14 protein-coding genes are annotated in these 17,456 nt (G+C 64.8%); 5 read left to right on the forward strand and 9 right to left on the reverse strand.

Annotated features, from left to right (window positions below):
* Positions 1-72 precede the first annotated feature (72 nt).
* Entirely contained in the window at positions 73-1,287 is a 1,215-nt protein-coding gene (locus GM656_RS18225; protein ID WP_162415139.1) for a Tm-1-like ATP-binding domain-containing protein, read from the reverse strand.
* 28 nt (positions 1,288-1,315) lie between these two features.
* Positions 1,316-2,152, reverse strand: a complete 837-nt coding sequence (locus GM656_RS18230; RefSeq protein WP_162415140.1) for a phosphoenolpyruvate hydrolase family protein — start codon at positions 2,150-2,152, stop codon at positions 1,316-1,318.
* A 163-nt stretch (positions 2,153-2,315) separates the two neighbouring features.
* Between GM656_RS18230 and GM656_RS18235 the strand changes: the two genes are divergently transcribed.
* Positions 2,316-2,726 (forward strand): cupin domain-containing protein, encoded by a 411-nt coding sequence (locus tag GM656_RS18235; protein ID WP_162415141.1) that lies wholly within the window; start codon positions 2,316-2,318, stop codon positions 2,724-2,726.
* Positions 2,727-2,820: 94 nt separating this feature from the next.
* On the opposite strand, the gene GM656_RS18240 is transcribed toward GM656_RS18235, so the two are convergent.
* From GM656_RS18240 to GM656_RS18270, 7 genes are all read right to left on the reverse strand, one after another.
* A complete protein-coding gene (locus tag GM656_RS18240; protein WP_162415142.1) occupies positions 2,821-4,080 on the reverse strand; it encodes an outer membrane protein assembly factor BamB family protein in 1,260 nt (419 codons plus the stop codon).
* 65 nt (positions 4,081-4,145) lie between these two features.
* Positions 4,146-4,889, reverse strand: a complete 744-nt coding sequence (locus GM656_RS18245) for an ABC transporter ATP-binding protein (RefSeq protein ID WP_162415143.1) — start codon at positions 4,887-4,889, stop codon at positions 4,146-4,148.
* On the reverse strand, positions 4,886-5,647 hold the full coding sequence (locus GM656_RS18250) for an ABC transporter ATP-binding protein (protein WP_162415144.1): 762 nt from the start codon (positions 5,645-5,647) through the stop codon (positions 4,886-4,888). The genes GM656_RS18245 and GM656_RS18250 overlap by 4 nt, the downstream gene beginning before the upstream one ends.
* Positions 5,647-6,789 (reverse strand): branched-chain amino acid ABC transporter permease, encoded by a 1,143-nt coding sequence (locus GM656_RS18255; protein ID WP_162415145.1) that lies wholly within the window; start codon positions 6,787-6,789, stop codon positions 5,647-5,649. The genes GM656_RS18250 and GM656_RS18255 overlap by 1 nt, the downstream gene beginning before the upstream one ends.
* Positions 6,786-7,727, reverse strand: a complete 942-nt coding sequence (locus GM656_RS18260) for a branched-chain amino acid ABC transporter permease (RefSeq protein WP_162415146.1) — start codon at positions 7,725-7,727, stop codon at positions 6,786-6,788. The genes GM656_RS18255 and GM656_RS18260 overlap by 4 nt, the downstream gene beginning before the upstream one ends.
* A 241-nt stretch (positions 7,728-7,968) precedes the next feature.
* Positions 7,969-9,390 carry a substrate-binding protein gene (locus GM656_RS18265; protein ID WP_206673741.1) on the reverse strand — a complete coding sequence of 474 codons (1,422 nt, stop codon included), beginning with the start codon at positions 9,388-9,390 and terminating at the stop codon, positions 7,969-7,971.
* Positions 9,391-9,785: 395 nt separating this feature from the next.
* Complete coding sequence (locus tag GM656_RS18270) at positions 9,786-10,553, reverse strand: IclR family transcriptional regulator (RefSeq protein ID WP_162415147.1); 768 nt, start codon at positions 10,551-10,553, stop codon at positions 9,786-9,788.
* Between the two features lie 280 nt (positions 10,554-10,833).
* Between GM656_RS18270 and GM656_RS18275 the strand changes: the two genes are divergently transcribed.
* The 4 genes from GM656_RS18275 to GM656_RS18290 all read left to right on the forward strand — a co-directional run bounded on the left by GM656_RS18275 (position 10,834) and on the right by GM656_RS18290 (position 17,400).
* Positions 10,834-11,730, forward strand: coding sequence for a GAF domain-containing protein (locus GM656_RS18275; RefSeq protein ID WP_162415148.1), 897 nt, complete (start codon positions 10,834-10,836; stop codon positions 11,728-11,730).
* A gap of 148 nt (positions 11,731-11,878) precedes the next feature.
* Positions 11,879-12,832, forward strand: a complete 954-nt coding sequence (locus GM656_RS18280; RefSeq protein WP_162415149.1) for an AEC family transporter — start codon at positions 11,879-11,881, stop codon at positions 12,830-12,832.
* 69 nt (positions 12,833-12,901) lie between these two features.
* Complete coding sequence (aceB, locus tag GM656_RS18285) at positions 12,902-14,209, forward strand: malate synthase AceB (RefSeq protein ID WP_162415150.1); 1,308 nt, start codon at positions 12,902-12,904, stop codon at positions 14,207-14,209.
* Positions 14,210-14,379: 170 nt separating this feature from the next.
* Entirely contained in the window at positions 14,380-17,400 is a 3,021-nt protein-coding gene (locus GM656_RS18290) for an FAD-binding and (Fe-S)-binding domain-containing protein (protein ID WP_162415151.1), read from the forward strand.
* Positions 17,401-17,456 lie beyond the last annotated feature (56 nt).

Genomic DNA, 17,456 nt, shown 5'->3' on the forward strand with positions numbered 1-17,456 from the left:
AATTCCGAATATGAAATCTATATCTCATTTTCACACACGAGATTTGGAACTATGAACTTCGAATGCCTGTATTTATGATCGTTCTATCTGCATATAGGAGTCGAGTTTGTCGGCGATCGTCCGGGCGAACGCGTCGTCGTTGATCGCGGCCTCGGACTCGATCAGTTCCACCGATTCGTCGAGATTGGAGCGGAGCGCGTCGAACAGAGCCCCGTCGGCTTCGGAGTCGTCGAACTCCGCGCCGTCTTCGTCGAGCATCGAAACGCCACCGAGCGGGAGCGCGAGCGCCGTCGGTCCGGTCGCGGCGTTGAGTTTCTCTGCGATGATGCGCCCGAGGTCGGCGTTCTCGTCCGGCGTCGTTCGCATCAGCGTCACCTGCGGATTGTGGACGTGGAACGTCCGACCCTCGAACTCCTCCGGGACGGAATCACGCGGGCCGAAGTTGACCATGTCGAGTGCGCCGGGAGCGACGACCTGCGGGATTCCCCGCTCGGCCGCGGCGTCGAGTCGGTCGGGGCCGGCCGACAGCACGCCCCCGACGAGTTCGTCGGCCCACTCGGTGGTCGTCACGTCGAGGACCCCGTCGATGACGCCCTCCCGAATGAGATTCTCCATCGCCCGGCCGCCGGTACCGGTCGCGTGGAAGACGATGGTCTCGTATCCACGGTCCTCCAGCACCTCGCGTGCCGCCTGGACGCACGGCGTGGTGACGCCGAACATCGTCATCCCGATGGTCGGCTTCTCGGAGAGCGCCACGCCGGGGTCGTTGGCGACCATGCCGACCATCGCCAGCGCGGCGTTCGAAATGACCGTCCGTGAGAGTTGGTTCAGCCCCTCGATGTCGGCGACGGAGTACAGCATCGCGATGTCGGTGGCCCCGACGTAGGGCTCGGTGTCGCCCGAGGCCATCGTCGAAACCATGAGCTTCGGGACACCCACGGGTAGCGCACGCATCGCACTCGTGGCGATAGACGTGTTCCCCGACCCGCCGAGTCCGAGGATCCCGTCGAGCGTCCCGGCCTCGTGAAGACGGGTCGCGATCGCTGCCGCGCCATCGCCCATGACCTCCATCGCCGCTCCGCGGTCCCCATCTTCGCGGAGCGCGGCGAGCGAGGAGCCACCGGCTTCCGCTACCTCGGCGGCCGTGGTATCCGGTTCGATCTCCGGGTCCCCCATCACGCCGACGTCCACCAGGTGGACCTCGACGCCCTGTGCGGCGAGGACATCGCGTGCGAAGCCGATCTCTTCGCCCTTCGTATCGAGCGTGCCGACGATGACGACGCTCATCGCGGCCCCCTCGTTCGCGTCGGTCGGCTCATGAGACGGTCATGTCCTTGAACTCGCGCGCCTGTTTTTCGATCGCGTCTTCGGTGGCGAGACGCTCAATGCTGGACGCGCCGAAGAAGCCGACGACGCCGTCGGTGTTGTCGAGGACGTACTGGGCGTCCTCCGGCCACGCGATGGGGCCGCCGTGGCAGATCACCAGCACGTCGTCGTTGACGCTCTTCGCAGCGTCGTGGTGAGCCTGGACCCGCTCGGCCGCCTCGTCCAGGCTCAGGGCGGTCTCGGCCCCGATGTCGCCCGACGTGGTGAGGCCCATGTGCGAGACGACGACGTCGGCACCCGCTTCGGCCATCTCGCGTGCCTGTGACTCGTCGAAGACGTAGGGGCAGGTGAGCATCCCCTGCTCGCTGGCCTCCCGAATCATCTCGATCTCCTTGTCGTAGCCCATCCCGGTCTCTTCGAGGTTCTTCCTGAAGGAGCTGTCTTCGTCGATCAGTCCGACGGTGGGGAAGTTCTGAACGCCCGAGAAGCCCCGGCGTCGGAGGTCTTCGATGAAGACGTCCATCTCGCGGAACGGATCGGTGCCGTTGACGCCCGCCAGGACCGGCGTGTCCTCGACGACAGGTAAGACTTCCTGGCCCATCTCCAGTACGATCTCGTTCGCGTCACCGTACGAGAGCAGTCCCGCCAGCGACCCGCGCCCGTTCATCCGGTATCGGCCCGAGTTGTAGATAATGAGGAGATCGACCCCGCCGCGTTCGGCGAACTTCGCCGAAATTCCGGTCCCGGCCCCCGCCCCGATAATCGGTTCGTCGTCCTGTACAGTCGACTCTAGCCGCTCTAGCGACTCCGTTCGTGCGAACTCCATAGTCCAGTCTGGTAATCGGTAGAATGCCTAATCAAGATTGGGGTTCAGCGCCGACGAACCGCCGGCTCCGTGCGGCTCTCGATATGTTCCGACGCGATGAACCGACCGGACTGTCGTTCGGACCACAATCTTTAATATATCTTGCTGTTCGATACCACACGTTATGGTAGCAGACGAGCGGTTCGTCAACCCGGACGATGTCGAGACGATCAAACTGGACTGGGGAACGCTGAAGTGGCTGAACGCTCCCGACGTGACGGGTGCCGAGGAGTTCAGTGCCGGCGTCGTGGTCCTCGAACCCGGGAAGGGGCACGAGCGACACACCCACCCGGACAGCGAGGAGATACTCTACTTCCTCAGCGGTGAGGGCGAACAGACCGTCGCCGACGAGGAGCGGTCCGTCGGCGCGGGTGAGATGGTCTTCATTCCGAGCGGCGTGGAACACAGCACGATCAACACGTCCTGGGAACCGCTCCGATTCATCGCCGTCTACGGCCCGCCCGGGCCGGAAGCCGAGATACGCGACCTCGACGACGCGGAGATCTTCCCGCCGGGCGAGGTCCCGAACGCGTAGCCCAGTGGCCGGTCGTCGGTCGCTCGAAACGGAGTCGGCGGGTCGCTATCGCGCCCGTCTTCCGTGACTGCTTTTTCAAACGGTATTCCGAACGCTACTCGACTGCGTACACCGTCGCGTCGGTCCCGCCGAAGTAGAGCACGTCGTCGACGAGCGCCGGGCTGGAGCCGACGCCCCGATTGCCGATCTCCAGGAACCACTCCTCGTCACCCTCGGTCGTGAGCGCGTGAACACCAACGTCCTCGCCGTCGGTCTGTCGGTGACTGCCGACGTAGAGGCGCTCGTCCGTCACGACCGGACTGCTTCCGATCTCCAGGGCCGGCGTCTCGAAGGTCCACTCCTCCGTCCCGGTGGTTCGGTCGAAGCAGAAGACCTTGGCGTGGTTCGTCGTGGGATCGTCGAGCGTGTTGTACGGCGTGTGGCCGACGTAGACGCTCTCCTCGTCGACGGCGACCGACCCGGAGATGTACCGGCCGGCCGTGTCGGCGAGCCACTCCTGCTCGCCGGTCGCCGCGTCGACGGCGTGGACGTTCCCGTTCCAATCCGTGATGAAGACGGTCTCGTACGCGAAAGCCGGGCTCGACCAGATCATGTCCCGCGTGTCGTACCTCCACTCGACGTCGCCCGACGCGGGCGTCAGTGCGTACAGGGTCCCGTCAGACGCGCCGATATACACCAGTTCGCCGGTGACGGCCGGGCTACTCACGACCTCGGTGCCGACCTCGTAGCGCCAGTTCGTCTCTCCCGACGCGGCGTCGAGCGAGTAGATCCAGCCGTTCTCCGGCACGTCGGTCTCGTCTGCGTACCACGCACAGGCCAGGTTGTGGCACCCGACGCCCACGAAGACCGAGCCGTCCCACACTGTCGGACTGCCACGGATCAGCCCGTCGAACGATCGAGACCACCGCTCCGTTCCGTCCGCGGCGTCGACGGCGTAGAGATGCCTGTCGTAGGACCCGACGTACACCGTCCCGTCGCTGTAGGCCGGCGTCGCCTCGATCCGGTGTCGCGCCGGGAACGTCCACTCTTCCGTTCCCGTTTCGCCGTCGAGCGCGTAGAGCGAATTGTCCGTACCGCCGATGTAGACGGTCCCGTTCGCGACGACCGGGCTCCCCCAGAACGGACCGTCGGCGTCGTAAGTCCACTTGACCGACGGACTCGACCCGATCGAAGAAGTCCCACCCGTGTAGCCGGTGTTGTATCGGCCCCCCCGAAAAGACGGCCAGGACGTGATCGGGTCGGAGACGGGGTGACGGGCCGTGCCCACGGCCCCCGGACTCTGACAGCCCGCGGCGGCCGTGACTGCGGCCGCCGAGATCGACGCGAGAAACTGCCGACGAGATCTGTTCGCCATCTACTCCACATATCGGCGCGGGCAAAATAATGCTATCGGCTACCGTCGTCCCCATGAGCCTCTCGTCAGACGACGAGGTACTCGTCGAGGTCCTCGTTCTCGAGTTGCTCGACGGACCCCTCGTAGACGATGTCGCCCTGATCGAGGACGTAGCCGCGGTCCGCGATCCGAAGCGCCTCGCGGACGTTCTGCTCGATGAGCAACACCGTGAGTCCCTGGTCGGCGATCTCGTCGATCGAATCGCCAACCGTCTCGACGATCTGTGGGGCCAGCCCCTCGGTCGGTTCGTCGAGCAACAACAGTTGCAGGTCCGGCAATCGGAGCGTCCGCGCGATCGAGAGCATCTGCTGTTCGCCGCCGGAGAGCGTGCCGGCCTCCTGCTCTCGCCGTTCTTCCAGCCGCGGGAACAGGTCGTAGAGTTCCCCGAGCGTCATCGTGCTGTCGTCGCCGCCGAGCCCCCCGCGGCGGATCCTGTTCCACCAGCCGCGGGTGATCTTGGACATCTCGAGGTTCTCCTCGACCGTCAGTTCGCTGAACAGCCGGCGTCCCTCGGGGACGACGCCGATGCCGCCCATCGCGATGTCGTCGGCCGGCCAGTCGGTGATGTCCGTGCCGTCGAACCGGATCGTTCCGGACCGAATCACCGGCGGTTCGGTGCCCGCGATGCTCCGGACGGTGGTCGTCTTGCCAGCACCGTTCCGCCCGAGGAGCGTGACGACCTCGCCCTCCTCGATGGAGAGCGAGACGCCGCGGAGGATGTGACTCGGCCCGTAATGGGCGTGGACGTCGTCTAGCTGGAGGAGGCTCACGCCCCGTCACCCCCGCCGAGGTAGGCCTCTCGAACGGCCGGGTGCTCTCTGATCTCTTCCGGCGTTCCCCGCGCGATCAGTTGTCCCTGATGGAGCGTGAAGATACGGTCAGAGACGTCGAAGACGATGTCCATGTCGTGCTCGACGAGGAAGATCGTCATCCCCCAGTCCGTCAGGAGGTCGCCGATGAGGTCCACCGTCATTTCGGTCTCCGTCGGGGACATCCCCGCGGTCGGCTCGTCCATGAACAACAGGTCCGGGTCGGTCGCGAGTCCGATGGCGACTTCCAGTCGGCGCTTGTCGCCGTACGGGAGCGACTGGGCGTCCATGTCGGCCTTGGAGTCCAGGTCGATGGTCTCCAGAATCTCGTTCGTCTGCTCCTGGACGGCGTCGAACGAATCTCGGCGGCGGAGGAAGTTGACCCTGAACGAGCCGTGTTCCGCCGCGAACGACGCGACCTGGATGTTCTCGCGGACTGTGAGTTCGGGCAGAATCGACGCGGTCTGAAACGACCGCCCGACGCCGAGTTGGGCGATCTCGAACGGCTTCATCCCCACGAGATCGGTCCCGGCGTAGGTGACGTCACCCGCTGTCGGCGAGAGCTGACCCGTGATCGTGTTGATGAGCGTGGACTTGCCGGCCCCGTTCGGGCCGATGAGCGATACCAGTTCGCCCTCCTCGACGGCGATGTCGACCCCGTCGAGGGCCGTGAGGCCGCCGAATTCTTTCGTCAGCCCCCGCGTTTCGAGCAGCGCCATCACCGGTCACCCCCGGTCGAAACGAGGTCAGAAATCCGCTGTCTCGCGTTCGACAGCAGTTCCTTCGGGTCGCGGAGTGCGGCGGTGAAGTCGGTCAGCATCCCCCAGATGCCGTCGGGGTAGGCCCACACGACGGCGGTGAACGACAGCGCCAGCAGGAGCAGCCAGTAGTTCCCGAGCGTGGGGAACCCGTTGACGATGCCCTTGAAGTAGAAGAAGACGAACGTCCCGATCACGGGACCAGCGAGGGTCCCCAGCCCGCCGAGAACGGTCATCACGACGATGTCGCCGCTGACCGACCAGTAGAGCCGTTCGACGCCGGCGAACTGCGTATTGACGGCCATCAGTCCCCCGGCGAGCCCCACGATCGCCGCCGAGAGGATGAACGCGGCGAACTTGTATCGCCAGACGTCGAGACCTACGAAGGCCGTCCGCGTTTCGTTTTCACGGATCGCCTTGAATATCAGCCCGTAGGGGGACTTCCGAATCCGCGTGATGAGCGCGACGACGGCGACGAAGAAGGCCCCGATGAAGATGTAGAGGTTATTCACCAGCAGCGTACCGACGAGACCGCTGTACTCGTGCTCCAGTTCGACGAGCCCCAGGAGCGGGGCACGCGGAATGTCGAGCCCGTTGATACCCTTCGTAACCTCGACCAGCGGCTCCCGAGCGAGGAAGTAGAGGAACTGGGCGATTGCGAGCGCGACGATGGAGAAGTACACCGTGTGGAGCCGCAGCAGTATCAGCGCCGCGACCACACCGAGCGTGACCGCGGCCAGCGTCCCGACGAGCACGACGAGGAGCGGCTCGTTGTACACGTGAATCGCGAACAGCGCCGCGGCGTAGCTCGCCGTCCCGAAGAACATGGCGTGGCCGAACGAGAGGAGCCCGGTCTGGCCGAGCAGAAGGTTGAATCCGAGGGCGAAGATCGACCAGATGAGTATCGTCATCGCGAGTCCGTGATACCCCTGGAACACGTCCGAGATGACCGGGGCGCGGCCGAACGTGTACGAGAACAGGAGGACGAACAACACCGACGACAGGAAGACGAACCGCTCGGTGTGTTTGATCTGGTTCCACGTCTCCCAGCTGAGTACCGACGAGTCGCCGTCGAAGCTGTTGCGAATCGTGTCCATGCTCATTGTCCGATCTCCGTCGACGGGTAGATCCCGTTCGGTCTGAGCGTCAGGACCACGATCGCCAGCAGATAAATGCTGGCCCGGGTCATGCTCGGGACGAGTTCCGTGGCCGTCGCGAAGAACAGTCCGGCGAGGAGCGCGCCGATCACGGTTCCTCTGAGGCTGCCGACGCCGCCCATGATGACGATGACCAGCGACGGGATGATGATCTCCATCCCGATGCCGGAGGTGACGTTGAACAGCGATCCCCCGAGAACGCCGGCGAGCCCCGCGTACGCGGACCCGACGGCGAATATCAGCAGGAACGGGCGTCCGACTCGAATCCCGAGCATCTGGGCCATCTCCGAGTCCTCGGTCCCCGCGCGCACGGCGAGGCCGTAGTCGGTGTACTTGAAGAACGCGAAGATGGCGAGGATGAGGAACAGCGTGAGCGCGACGACCAGCACGCGGATCGTCGATGCCGCACTCATCCCGGGGGGCGTGCCGATCGCGGGAAGCGATATCGCGCCCGTGAGCCATTCGGGCCGGGGGTAGATCGTCCCCGTCCGACCGAAGATGATGGCGACGACCTCCTGGGCGGCGATCAGGATGCCGAACGTCACCAGCAACTGGTCGAGGAGGTCGCGTTCGTAGAACGGTTTCGCGACGAACCGCTCCATCACGATACCGAGGACGAAGATGACGATGGGGGTCAGTATCAACGCCGGGACGAACCCCCAGCCGAGTCCGACCTGGCCCGCTTCGCCCAGGAGCCCGCCGTACTCCTCGCTCGATGCGATGAGAAGGCCGATGTACGCACCGGCGAGGTACAGCACACCGTGAGCCATGTTCACGTATTTGAGCGACCCGAACACGATCGAGAGGCCGACCGCGACGAGCAGGTACAGGGACGCGACGCTCAAGGCGATGAACAGGAAGCCGACGATGCCGTCGATACTCATCTCTGCCACCTCGGTACAGGTGTGATTATCCGTCTCATGGGTGTCCGATTAGTACTGATTCCATCTGGTATGTTAATCTTGCGCTTCGGTGGACCTCGGACGGCAGAACGCGGGTATCCCGAGTCCGTCGTTCTGACACGAGACCTCTCGGGGACATCGCGGCTGAGACCTCGGAGCCCAGGTATCTGCCGCGCGTCCACTGTCCGTCGGCTGTCGGTGCGGGCCGGCGGAGTCGCCGTCGCTACTCGTCTCCGTAGGGGTTGTCGCCCATCGCGCAGTTGGACGCCGGGAACTCGCTGCACTCGTAGACGAGCGGATCGGTCGTCTCGACGATCTCCGTCCGAATGCCGAGTTCATCGGCGCGATCGTCGCCGACGCCGCGCACGAGATACCACGGCCGTTCGACCTGGTGGTCGCAGGTCCGGTACGCCGAGTCGCCCCACGCGAGGCTCCATTCGAACTCCTCGAGCGTTCGGACCACCGTCGGCGGGTGGAACGTGCCGGCCTCCTCGACCGCGGCCGCGTAGACCATCATCGACTCGTAGGTGTGCATCGAGCTCTGATTGGGCGTCTCGCCGTACTCCTCCTGATACGCTTCGACGAACACCTGACTGGGCTCGTTGTCCGCGTTGGGGTTCCACGGCTCCATGCCGAGGACGCCCTCTGCGTCCGCACCGAGCGGGTCGAGGGTGAACGCGCTGACGTGCGGGATGATGACGTCGACGTCGTCTGTCAGCCCCGCGTCACGCAGCTGAGCGAGGCCGCTGGCGGCGAAGTTCCCGAAGCTGGAGAAGTACAGCGTGTCGGCGCCGGAGTCTTCGAGCGCCTGGATCTGGGAGCTGTGGTCGGTCTCGCCCTCAGCGATGGCGGCACCGCCCGCGTCCTCCCACGGACCCTGCTCTGTGAGGTACTTGCGCGCGGCGTCGCGGTTCGACTGTCCGTAAGAGTAGTCCATGTAGATGTGGAACAGCGATCGATCCTCGCCGAGAACGGCGGGCGCGGCCTCGCCCATCGCCATTCCGATGATCTCCGCGTGGAACGTCGGGTGGAAGTAGTACCGCGAGCAGTTCTCACCGGAAATCCCCGCAGAGGTGGAGTTCCCACCCATGAACGGTACTTTCTCGCGCTGTGCGACGTTCTGCATCGCCATCGTGACGGTGCTGGACATCCCGCCCGTCCAGAACTGGATGTTGTCCCGCTGGATCATCCGGTCGATGTTGTCCTGTGCGGTGTCAGCGCTCCCCGCAGTGTCGGCCTTGGACGGCTCGATCTGGTGGCCCATGATACCGCCACCGCTCAGTCGGTCCCAGTAGTCGACGAGTCCGCCCCCGTCGTTGAGGTGCGTCACCGCCAGGTCGAAGCCCTTCTCTTGGTCCTGACCGTCGGGACCTAACGCACCCGAAGTCGGTCCGTTGAATCCGATGGCTACGGTATCCCCTTCGGGTGGGAAGTTCCCGATAGCGGCGTACTCAGTTCCCCCGTCACCGCCTCCGCCGCTGCTGTCTCCGTTCCCGGTGCTTCCTCCGCCCCCGTCCCCGCTCCCGCCACCACCGGAACAGCCGGCGAGCCCGGCAGCGATGCCAGCGGTCCCGATTGCTTTCAGATAGCTTCGCCTGGTCCCGTCCACCGCGTCTGCATCTCTGGTCATGTTTGGAACGTCCATGAAAGATTCGAGCAACAATCTATTTAAATCTTTTCCTATATTAATAATGTTGGATCGGTGGGGCTCGAGTACGAGCGGATTCCAACAGGTGGCATGCGAGTTATCCACAAACAATCATGTTATTGGGCCGGTCAATCCACGAGCCACCCGACCCGTCACTGAAGCGGGCGGAAGTTGGAGACACCCGCGATAAATTCACATAATGCGAATACTGCTGTGCCGAATCTGTTCGTCCAGGTCTCCGTCGCTCGACTCACTGCTCAGAACGGTAGGAGCGGCGACCTCACGAGTGTCCGTTCGCATAATACGACGAAAGATTGTCGACGTTCTATCGACGGTACTCGAACGATCAGATAACACGCGTACATCCGTTATCTCTTTGTGTCGACTGACGACTACGAGCGGAGCGAGGATTCCAGTGACTGCACGGCGTCGAGCAACTGTTCGCCCAATTCGTGGTCGATGCGCGTTCGATCGACCCGATACTTCGGGCCGCCCACGCTCAATCCTCCGAGGACGGTGCCGTCGGCGCTGTGGATCGCTGCCCCGACGGCGACGAGTCCGGGGGCGAACTCCTCGTCGACGACGCCGTAGCCGCGGTCCGCGGTCTCCGCCAGTTCGTCGAACAGGCGCTCTCGGGCCGTGATCGTGGCCTCTGACTCCCGTGGTAGCCCCCACTTATCGATGATTCGTTCGACTCGCTTCGGGTCGAGTTCCGAGAGGATCGCCTTGCCAGCCGCCGTATTGTGGAGGTAGTACTCCGAGCGGTAGTCGGCCTCGTCTTCCTCGGTCGCCGCGTTGCCCGACGTCCCGTGGAACAGCAGCAGCCGTCCGTGTTCGAAGATGGTGAAGTTGGCTTCCTCGCCGGTCCGCTCGGCCAGGTCCTCGAGGACTGTCCTGACGGATTCGCGGCTCGGATACCGAGATCTGACCGTCTCGCCCAGCAGGGCCACCCTGAAGCTCACGTGATACGTCCCGTCCGACTTCACCAGATATCGGCTGTCACAGAGCGTGTTGAGGTGGCTGAGGATCGAACTCTTCGGACTCTCGACCATCCCGTCGAGCTGGGCCAGCGTCAGCCCGTCGTGTTCCAGAATCAGGGTGAGAATACGCAGGGACGTCCGGGTCGTCTTGAGGGTCCGGCCGTCGGATCGCTCGATCATACCGACTACATACCGCGCCGGTCTGATAACGATTTCCATAATGTGAACGTCACCGTGCTACCACCCATTTGTTCGCATTATGTGAACGTCCGTCGCAAGTACTGTCGGTACTCGGTCGTTGACAACGGACGAGAGGACTGATTCTGGCATCGAAATGGTCCGATATCTGACTCGACTGTCGGCCGGGACGAATGTGGCCCATCGCGAACGGCCTCGAAGCCGGCACCGGACGTCGAGACGAAAGTTTTTATCCGACGCCTCGTGATTGATTAACATAACCATGGGCAATTCACGAGATGGACAGTCGGTGGAGTCACTGGACGAGGAGCAGTGTCTGGCGCTCCTGTCGAGTTTTCAGCGACTCACCGGCGTCGGCGTGTGGTCCCACGACGTCGCCGCCGAGGAGACCTGGTGGAGCAGGCAAGCCAAAGAGATCCACGGAATCGATCCGGGTCGGACGCTCTCGTTCGGCGAGCTCGCCGCCCGCTATACGGAGACGGATGCAGAGACGGTACGACAGCGATTTGCGGAGGCAACGTCGGAAACGAAGCCATTCACCGTCGACGTGGCGCTCACCGGAAAGGGGACGACCGAGCGGTCGATCAGGATGCGCTGTGAGCCGCGCCGGTCGGCGGACGGCACGCCGTGGCTATACGGTACCGTTCAGGACATCACCGACGTCAAGCGACGCGAACAACGCATCGAGGTGCTCCGGCAGACGAGCCAGGAGCTCCGGTCCGTGAGTTCCCGGCAGGACGTGGCGGAGATCATCGCCGACGCCGCGAAGAACATCCTCGGCCTGGTCAACACGACGGTACGGTTGGTCGATCCGAACGACGACCTCCTGCGGACGGTCGTCGCGACCGAGGAGTGCCTGGAACGGGCCGGAGATCGACCCGACTACCCCGTGGACGAGGAGACCCCCGCCGCGCGAACGTTCCGAACCGGCGAGCCCGAACTCCACGCGGATCACGAACTCACCGAGGACGATCACAACCGGGGCGACCTCCAGTCGGGGCTGTACGTCCCGATCGGCGAACACGGCGTCCTCAGCGCCGGCGACGTCGTCCTCGACGCGTTCGCGGAGCACGACCTCGAAGCCGCCGGACTACTGGGACAACTCGGTGCGGAGGCCATCACGCGAATCGGCTGGGTAAAGCGTTCGAGGGCGGTCTGAAGTCGTTCGTATCGAGTTGCGACGGACCAAATGAGTAATATGGCGGTAGCGCCCAGGTTTCGAGTAGACGGATGATGCCATTCCCCCCTGACGAGCGTCGCACGTACCAGCACCGCCTGACGTCGTGGACTGATCCTGCTCACCGACGATGTCGCTGATCGGAGCGTTCACCGGAGCCGTCGGGCCGATCCTCGCCATCTCGGCAGTCGGCTATCTGCTGACGCGGACGACCGATATCGACGTCGCGTCGCTGAACACGGTCGGGCTCTACGTGCTGGTTCCGGCGCTCGCGTTTCACAGTATCGCGACGACGCAACTGGGCGGGACGGCCGTGCTCAAACTCGGTATCGGCGTCGTCGCGTACGCGCTCGTAATGGTTGGTATCGCCTGGGTCGTCGGTCGAGCGACCGGTGAGTCGGGACCGCTGCTCGGCGCGCTGATGCTCGCGGCAGCGATTCCCAACTCCGGGTTTATCGGGATCCCGCTGTCGGAGTTCGCGTTCGGCGCGGTCGGCCGGACCACGGCCGTGTTGTACCTCACGATCCAGAACCTGATCGTCTACACGCTCGGGGTGTACATCGCCTCACAGGGGACAGATCGGAGCGTTCGCCGCTCTATCACAGAGATCTTCAGGCTGCCGCTGGTGTACGCCGTCGTCGCGGCGGTTCTCTTCCGAGCCGGGGGGTTCGTGCCGGCGGCGGACACCGCTCTCATGGACACCCTCCAACTCGTCGGCGATTCGTCGATTCCGATAATGCTTCTCATACTGGGGGTGCAACTGGCGGACACCGACGTTTCTGCCGTCTCGCGGACCGTCACGCCGTCGGTATTGAAACTCGGCGTCGCGCCGCTCGTCGGCGTCGTCATCGCGCTCGCACTCGGATTCGACGATCCGACAGTGGCTCGCGTGTTCGTCCTGGAGTGTGCGACGCCCGCAGCCGTCATCCCGCTGGCGCTGACTATCGAATACGCCGACGGGCGCGTGATCGAGGGTATCACTGCCCCGGAGTATCTGAGCACTACGATCTACGTGACGACGGTCCTGGGCGTCGTCGTCCTGACCGTGTTAGTCGCGCTCCTCCAGTCGGGGGCCATCATCTGATTAGCAGAGAGTCGGCAGAGTTCTGGGCAATAGATTTATTAGGATTCGTTCGATCTCGATAAACGAGATATGAGTGTACAGCGACACTACGAACGCGAGTTCGTGCGGACGTTCTTTACGTCGCCGACCGCGGTAGACGGCGAAGACGATTCGGCGAAGATGCTCCGAAGCGCGGGCCAGCTCCGTGGCCTGCAGGCCCCGGACGTCTGGGTTCCGGACAACGAGGACGCGACGGCGCCGAACATGCGCGACGAGGGCGTCGAGAACATCGTCGAGGTCGTCTCGGAGCACGGTGGCGACTTCCCCGGCGAGATCCATCCCCGCGTCGTCTGGCACCGGGAGTCGCCGACCACGCGCTACCAGGGCTTCCAACAGATGCTGGAGATCGCCGACCCGGAAAACGGGGCCGTCGAGCACATCGACGGGTTCGTCATCCCGGAGGTGGGCGACGTCGACGACTGGAAGAAGGCCGACGAGTTCCTCACCATCATCGAGCACGAGCACGGACTGTCGGAGGGGAGCCTGTCGATGTCCGTCATCGTCGAGAGCGGGGAGGCCGAACTGGCGATGGGCGATCTCCGCGACGAGATGGGCAAGCCGTCGAACACCCTCGAACGGCTGTTCCTCCTCGTCGACGGCGAGGTGGACTACACGAAGGACATGCGAGCCATGACGCCGACCGGGGAACTGCCGCCGTGGCCCGAACTGCGCCACAACACCTCCCGCGGGGCGAGCGCAGCGGGCCTCATCGCAGTCGACGGACCGTACGACGACATCCGCGACGACGAGGGGTACCGAGAGCGGATGACCGAGAACCGGGCGAAGGGGATGACCGGCATCTGGTCGCTCACCCCCGGACAAGTCGTCGAGGCCAACACGGCCCCGCTCCCGCCGGAGTCCGGGCGCTGGCTCCTGTCGGTGGGCGACGAGGACGTGGAACTCGACGCGGTGGACGGCCGACACGTCTACGACGGCGACGCCCTCTCTCTGGAGGAAACCGGCGACGGACAGTTCGCCCTCGAAGCCGGCGGCGACCGACTGGAACTCACGGCGGACGAACTGCGCGAGGAACTGCTGGACCGGACCGCCTACGTCCCCAGCATGAACGACATCGTCGACTCGATGGAGGAGTTCGAGGCGGCGAAAGCGGCCGGCAAGGGCGCGATCGCGATGACCCAGTCCGCCACGCTGGTCGTGGACGGCGTCACGGTCGAGATCAGCAAAGACCGAATGTGGGACGAAGCCACCTATCAGGCGTCCCAGACGCCCGTCGCGCTGTTTCAGGACGTCTACGAGCACCGGCCGGACCAACACGACGACCTCGAAGCGATGTACGGCGAAGACGTCGTCGAGCGAGCGACCGCGGTCGGAAACTGAGCGCTCCAGTTTTTGCAGTCTGCTCCATCACCGACGCTGAGACACCGTTAGCAGGGCTATCGTCGGCGGTCCCCGCCCGTGACTGGAGTGACGGCTTCGCGCGTGTCGTGACCGAGTCTCGTGTGAGCACGTCCCACAGGATTTAATTATTATTACTGCGGAATTCTCCTATGGCCATCGAGAACGTCGACCAGTCCTGGTCAGTGCAGGAGCTCGATATCGACCGACGCGACGCCGATGCGTACCGCGAGTTGGCGACTGCCCTCCGGTCGCGCGTCGACGGCGGCGTCGAGTTCGACGAGTACGCTCGCGTCCTGTACGCGACGGACGGGAGTATCTACCGCGCCGAACCGGCCGGCGTCGTGTTTCCAACCGACGTGGACGACGTCAGGGCGGCGGTCGACGTGGCGACGAGCCACGGCGTACCCGTCCTTCCGCGGGGGACCGGCTCGTCGCTGGCGGGACAGACCGTCGGACCGGGCTGTGTCGTCCTGGATCTGTCGCGGCACCTGACCGATATTCTCGACGTCCGCCCGGACGAACAGACGGCCCGAATCCAGCCGGGCGTCGTGCAGGACGACCTGGACGACGCGCTCGCCGAGTACGGGCTGAAGTTCGCGCCCGATCCGGCGTCGTCCAACCGCGCCTCGGTCGGCGGCGGCATCGGGAACAACTCGACCGGCGCGCACTCCGTCAGGTACGGCATCACCGACGCTTACACCGAGGCCGTGACCGCCGTCCTCTCGGACGGGTCGGTCATCGACGCGCGGGAAGTCGTCCTCGACTCGCCCGAATGGGACGAGATCGTCTCGAAGGCCGACCGGGAGGCAGAGATTTACCGCACCGTTCGACAGGTGGTCGAGGACAACGCCGACGAGATCGAAGCCCGGTATCCGGACCTCAAGCGCCGCGTGACCGGCTACAATCTCGACCGGGTGGTCTACGAGAACGAGGACGGCGACCGAGTGATGAACCTCGCGAAGCTGTTCGTCGGCAGCGAGGGGACACTCGGCGTCATCGTCGAGGCGGAGGTGTCGCTCGTGACAGTGCCCGAGGAGACGGCGCTGGCGCTCTACTGCTTCGATACGCTGGGTGACGCGATGGAGGCCGTCCCCGTCGCGCTGGAGTACGACGTCAGCGCCGTGGAGCTGATGGACGACGAGGTGTTCCGACTCGCGGCTGACTCGGACGGCTACGCGGAGTACGTCGAACCGATCCCGGACCGGGCGGCCGCCGCGCTCATGCTCGAATTCGACTCCGAACTCCACGACGACTTCGAGGCGGCCGTCGAACGGACGACCGAGCGGTTCGTCCGCGAGGGAGCGGCCTTCGACGTGGTCGAGGCGTACACGGCGGAGGCGCAGGACGAGCTCTGGAAGCTCCGGAAGGCGGCGATTCCGCTCCTGATGTCGCTGGACGGCGACCCCAAGCCGTACCCGTTCATCGAGGACGCCACGGTGCCGCCCGACGAACTCGCCGACTACGTCCGGAAGTTCGAAGCGGTCCTCGACGACCACGACACGTCGGCCGCGTACTTCGCGCACGCGGGGTCCGGAACGCTCCACATCCGGCCGATCCTCAATCTCAAGGAGGAGGCCGGTATCGAAGCGATGCACTCTATCGCGGACGACGTGACCGATCTCGTGCTCGAACACCACGGGTCGTTTTCCGGCGAGCACGGGGACGGGATGGCTCGCACGGAGTTCACCCCGAAGATGTACGGACCAGAGCTCTGGGACGCGTTCAAGCGGGTCAAGACGGCGTTCGACCCCGAGTGGTGGATGCACCCCGGGAACGTGGTCTACCGCGACGGGCCGGCCGACATCGGACCGGACGCCGACCGCGGCGTGGGGGCGGACATGCGCCAGAACCTCCGATACGGAGCGGACTACCAGTCGCTCGAACCGCAGACGACCCTCGACTTCGAAGACGAGGGCGGCTTTTCCACCCTCGTCGAGCTCTGTAACGGCTGTGGGACCTGTCGCCAGACCGGGGAGGAGGTGATGTGTCCGACGTACCGCGTCTCGAGGGAAGAGGTGCAGACGACGCGGGGCCGGGCGAACCTCTTGCGGTCGGCCATCAGCGGCGACCTCCCGGAGGACGAACTGCACTCCGAGCGGTTCCAGACGGAAGTGCTCGACCTCTGTGTCGGCTGTAAGGGCTGCAAGAGCGACTGCCCTACGGGCGTCGACATGGCGAAGCTCAAGGCCGAGGTGAAACACCAGCACCACCGGGAGTCCGGGACGGACCGTCGAGAGCGACTGTTCGCCAACATCGACACGGCCTCGCGAATCGGGTCCGCGCTCGCGCCGCTATCGAACTGGGTGACCGAACTCCCCGGCGCACGCCTGGCGATGCAGAAACTGTTCGGAATCGCCCCGGAGCGGAAACTGCCGACGTTCACCAGTGAAACGCTCGTGAACTGGTTCGAGGCGCGCGGGGGAACGACCGTCTCGCGGACCGACGCCGACCGCTCGGTGCTCCTGTTCCCGGACACCTACACGAACTACTCGTACCCGGACGCGGGGAAGGCCGCCATCGAGACGCTCGAAGCCGCGGGAGTCCACGTCGCCATCCCCGAGGACACGGCCCCGTCTGGCCGCGCGGCGTTCTCCACGGGGATGCTCGACCGCGCCCGGGAACGGGCCCGCGCCAACGTCGACCGCCTCGCGGATCGGGTCGCCGACGGGTGGGACGTCGTGTTCGTCGAACCCTCGGACGCGGTGATGTTCCAGGACGAGTACCCCGACCTCCTGAGCGGGGACGACGTGACGGCCGTGGTCGATAACGCCTACGGCGTCATGGAGTACCTCGACACCTACCGCCTCGACGAAGCGTTACCGATCGAAGACCGCTCGCTCGGGGCCGCGGACGCGGTGAGCTATCACGGGCATTGCAATCAGAAGGGAACGAACAAGGACCACCACGCCGTGGGCGTCATGCGCCGCGTCGGCTACGAGGTGGACCCGCTGGATTCGACGTGTTGCGGGATGGCCGGCAGCTTCGGCTACCACGACGAGCACTACGACCTCTCGAAGTCCATCGGCCGCCTGCTGTTCGAAGACGTGGACGAGAGCGACGGCGACTACGTCGTCGCACCGGGTGGGTCCTGTCGGTCACAGCTCGGCGACCGGGACGGCGCCGACGACATTCCTCCCCATCCGATCGAAGCCGTCGCAGACCGGCTCTGACTCCGTCTCTCGGGCCAATTCCGGCTCCAGTAGACCTTTTACTCGCGACGGTCAAG

It is taken from the genome of Haloarcula salina, assembly GCF_010119195.1.
In the GTDB taxonomy this organism is placed as follows: domain Archaea; phylum Halobacteriota; class Halobacteria; order Halobacteriales; family Haloarculaceae; genus Haloarcula; species Haloarcula salina.

Coding starts and splice junctions, on each gene's coding strand:
- GM656_RS18275 (WP_162415148.1), top strand. CDS start 10,834: ATGGGCAATTCACGAGATGGACAGTCGGTGGAGTCACTGGACGAGGAG.
- GM656_RS18240 (WP_162415142.1), bottom strand. CDS start 4,080: ATGGCGAACAGATCTCGTCGGCAGTTTCTCGCGTCGATCTCGGCGGCC.
- GM656_RS18250 (WP_162415144.1), bottom strand. CDS start 5,647: ATGGCGCTGCTCGAAACGCGGGGGCTGACGAAAGAATTCGGCGGCCTC.
- GM656_RS18255 (WP_162415145.1), bottom strand. CDS start 6,789: ATGAGCATGGACACGATTCGCAACAGCTTCGACGGCGACTCGTCGGTA.
- GM656_RS18280 (WP_162415149.1), top strand. CDS start 11,879: ATGTCGCTGATCGGAGCGTTCACCGGAGCCGTCGGGCCGATCCTCGCC.
- GM656_RS18235 (WP_162415141.1), top strand. CDS start 2,316: ATGGTAGCAGACGAGCGGTTCGTCAACCCGGACGATGTCGAGACGATC.
- GM656_RS18270 (WP_162415147.1), bottom strand. CDS start 10,553: ATGATCGAGCGATCCGACGGCCGGACCCTCAAGACGACCCGGACGTCC.
- GM656_RS18225 (WP_162415139.1), bottom strand. CDS start 1,287: ATGAGCGTCGTCATCGTCGGCACGCTCGATACGAAGGGCGAAGAGATC.
- GM656_RS18260 (WP_162415146.1), bottom strand. CDS start 7,727: ATGAGTATCGACGGCATCGTCGGCTTCCTGTTCATCGCCTTGAGCGTC.
- GM656_RS18230 (WP_162415140.1), bottom strand. CDS start 2,152: ATGGAGTTCGCACGAACGGAGTCGCTAGAGCGGCTAGAGTCGACTGTA.
- aceB (WP_162415150.1), top strand. CDS start 12,902: ATGAGTGTACAGCGACACTACGAACGCGAGTTCGTGCGGACGTTCTTT.
- GM656_RS18265 (WP_206673741.1), bottom strand. CDS start 9,390: ATGGACGTTCCAAACATGACCAGAGATGCAGACGCGGTGGACGGGACC.
- GM656_RS18290 (WP_162415151.1), top strand. CDS start 14,380: ATGGCCATCGAGAACGTCGACCAGTCCTGGTCAGTGCAGGAGCTCGAT.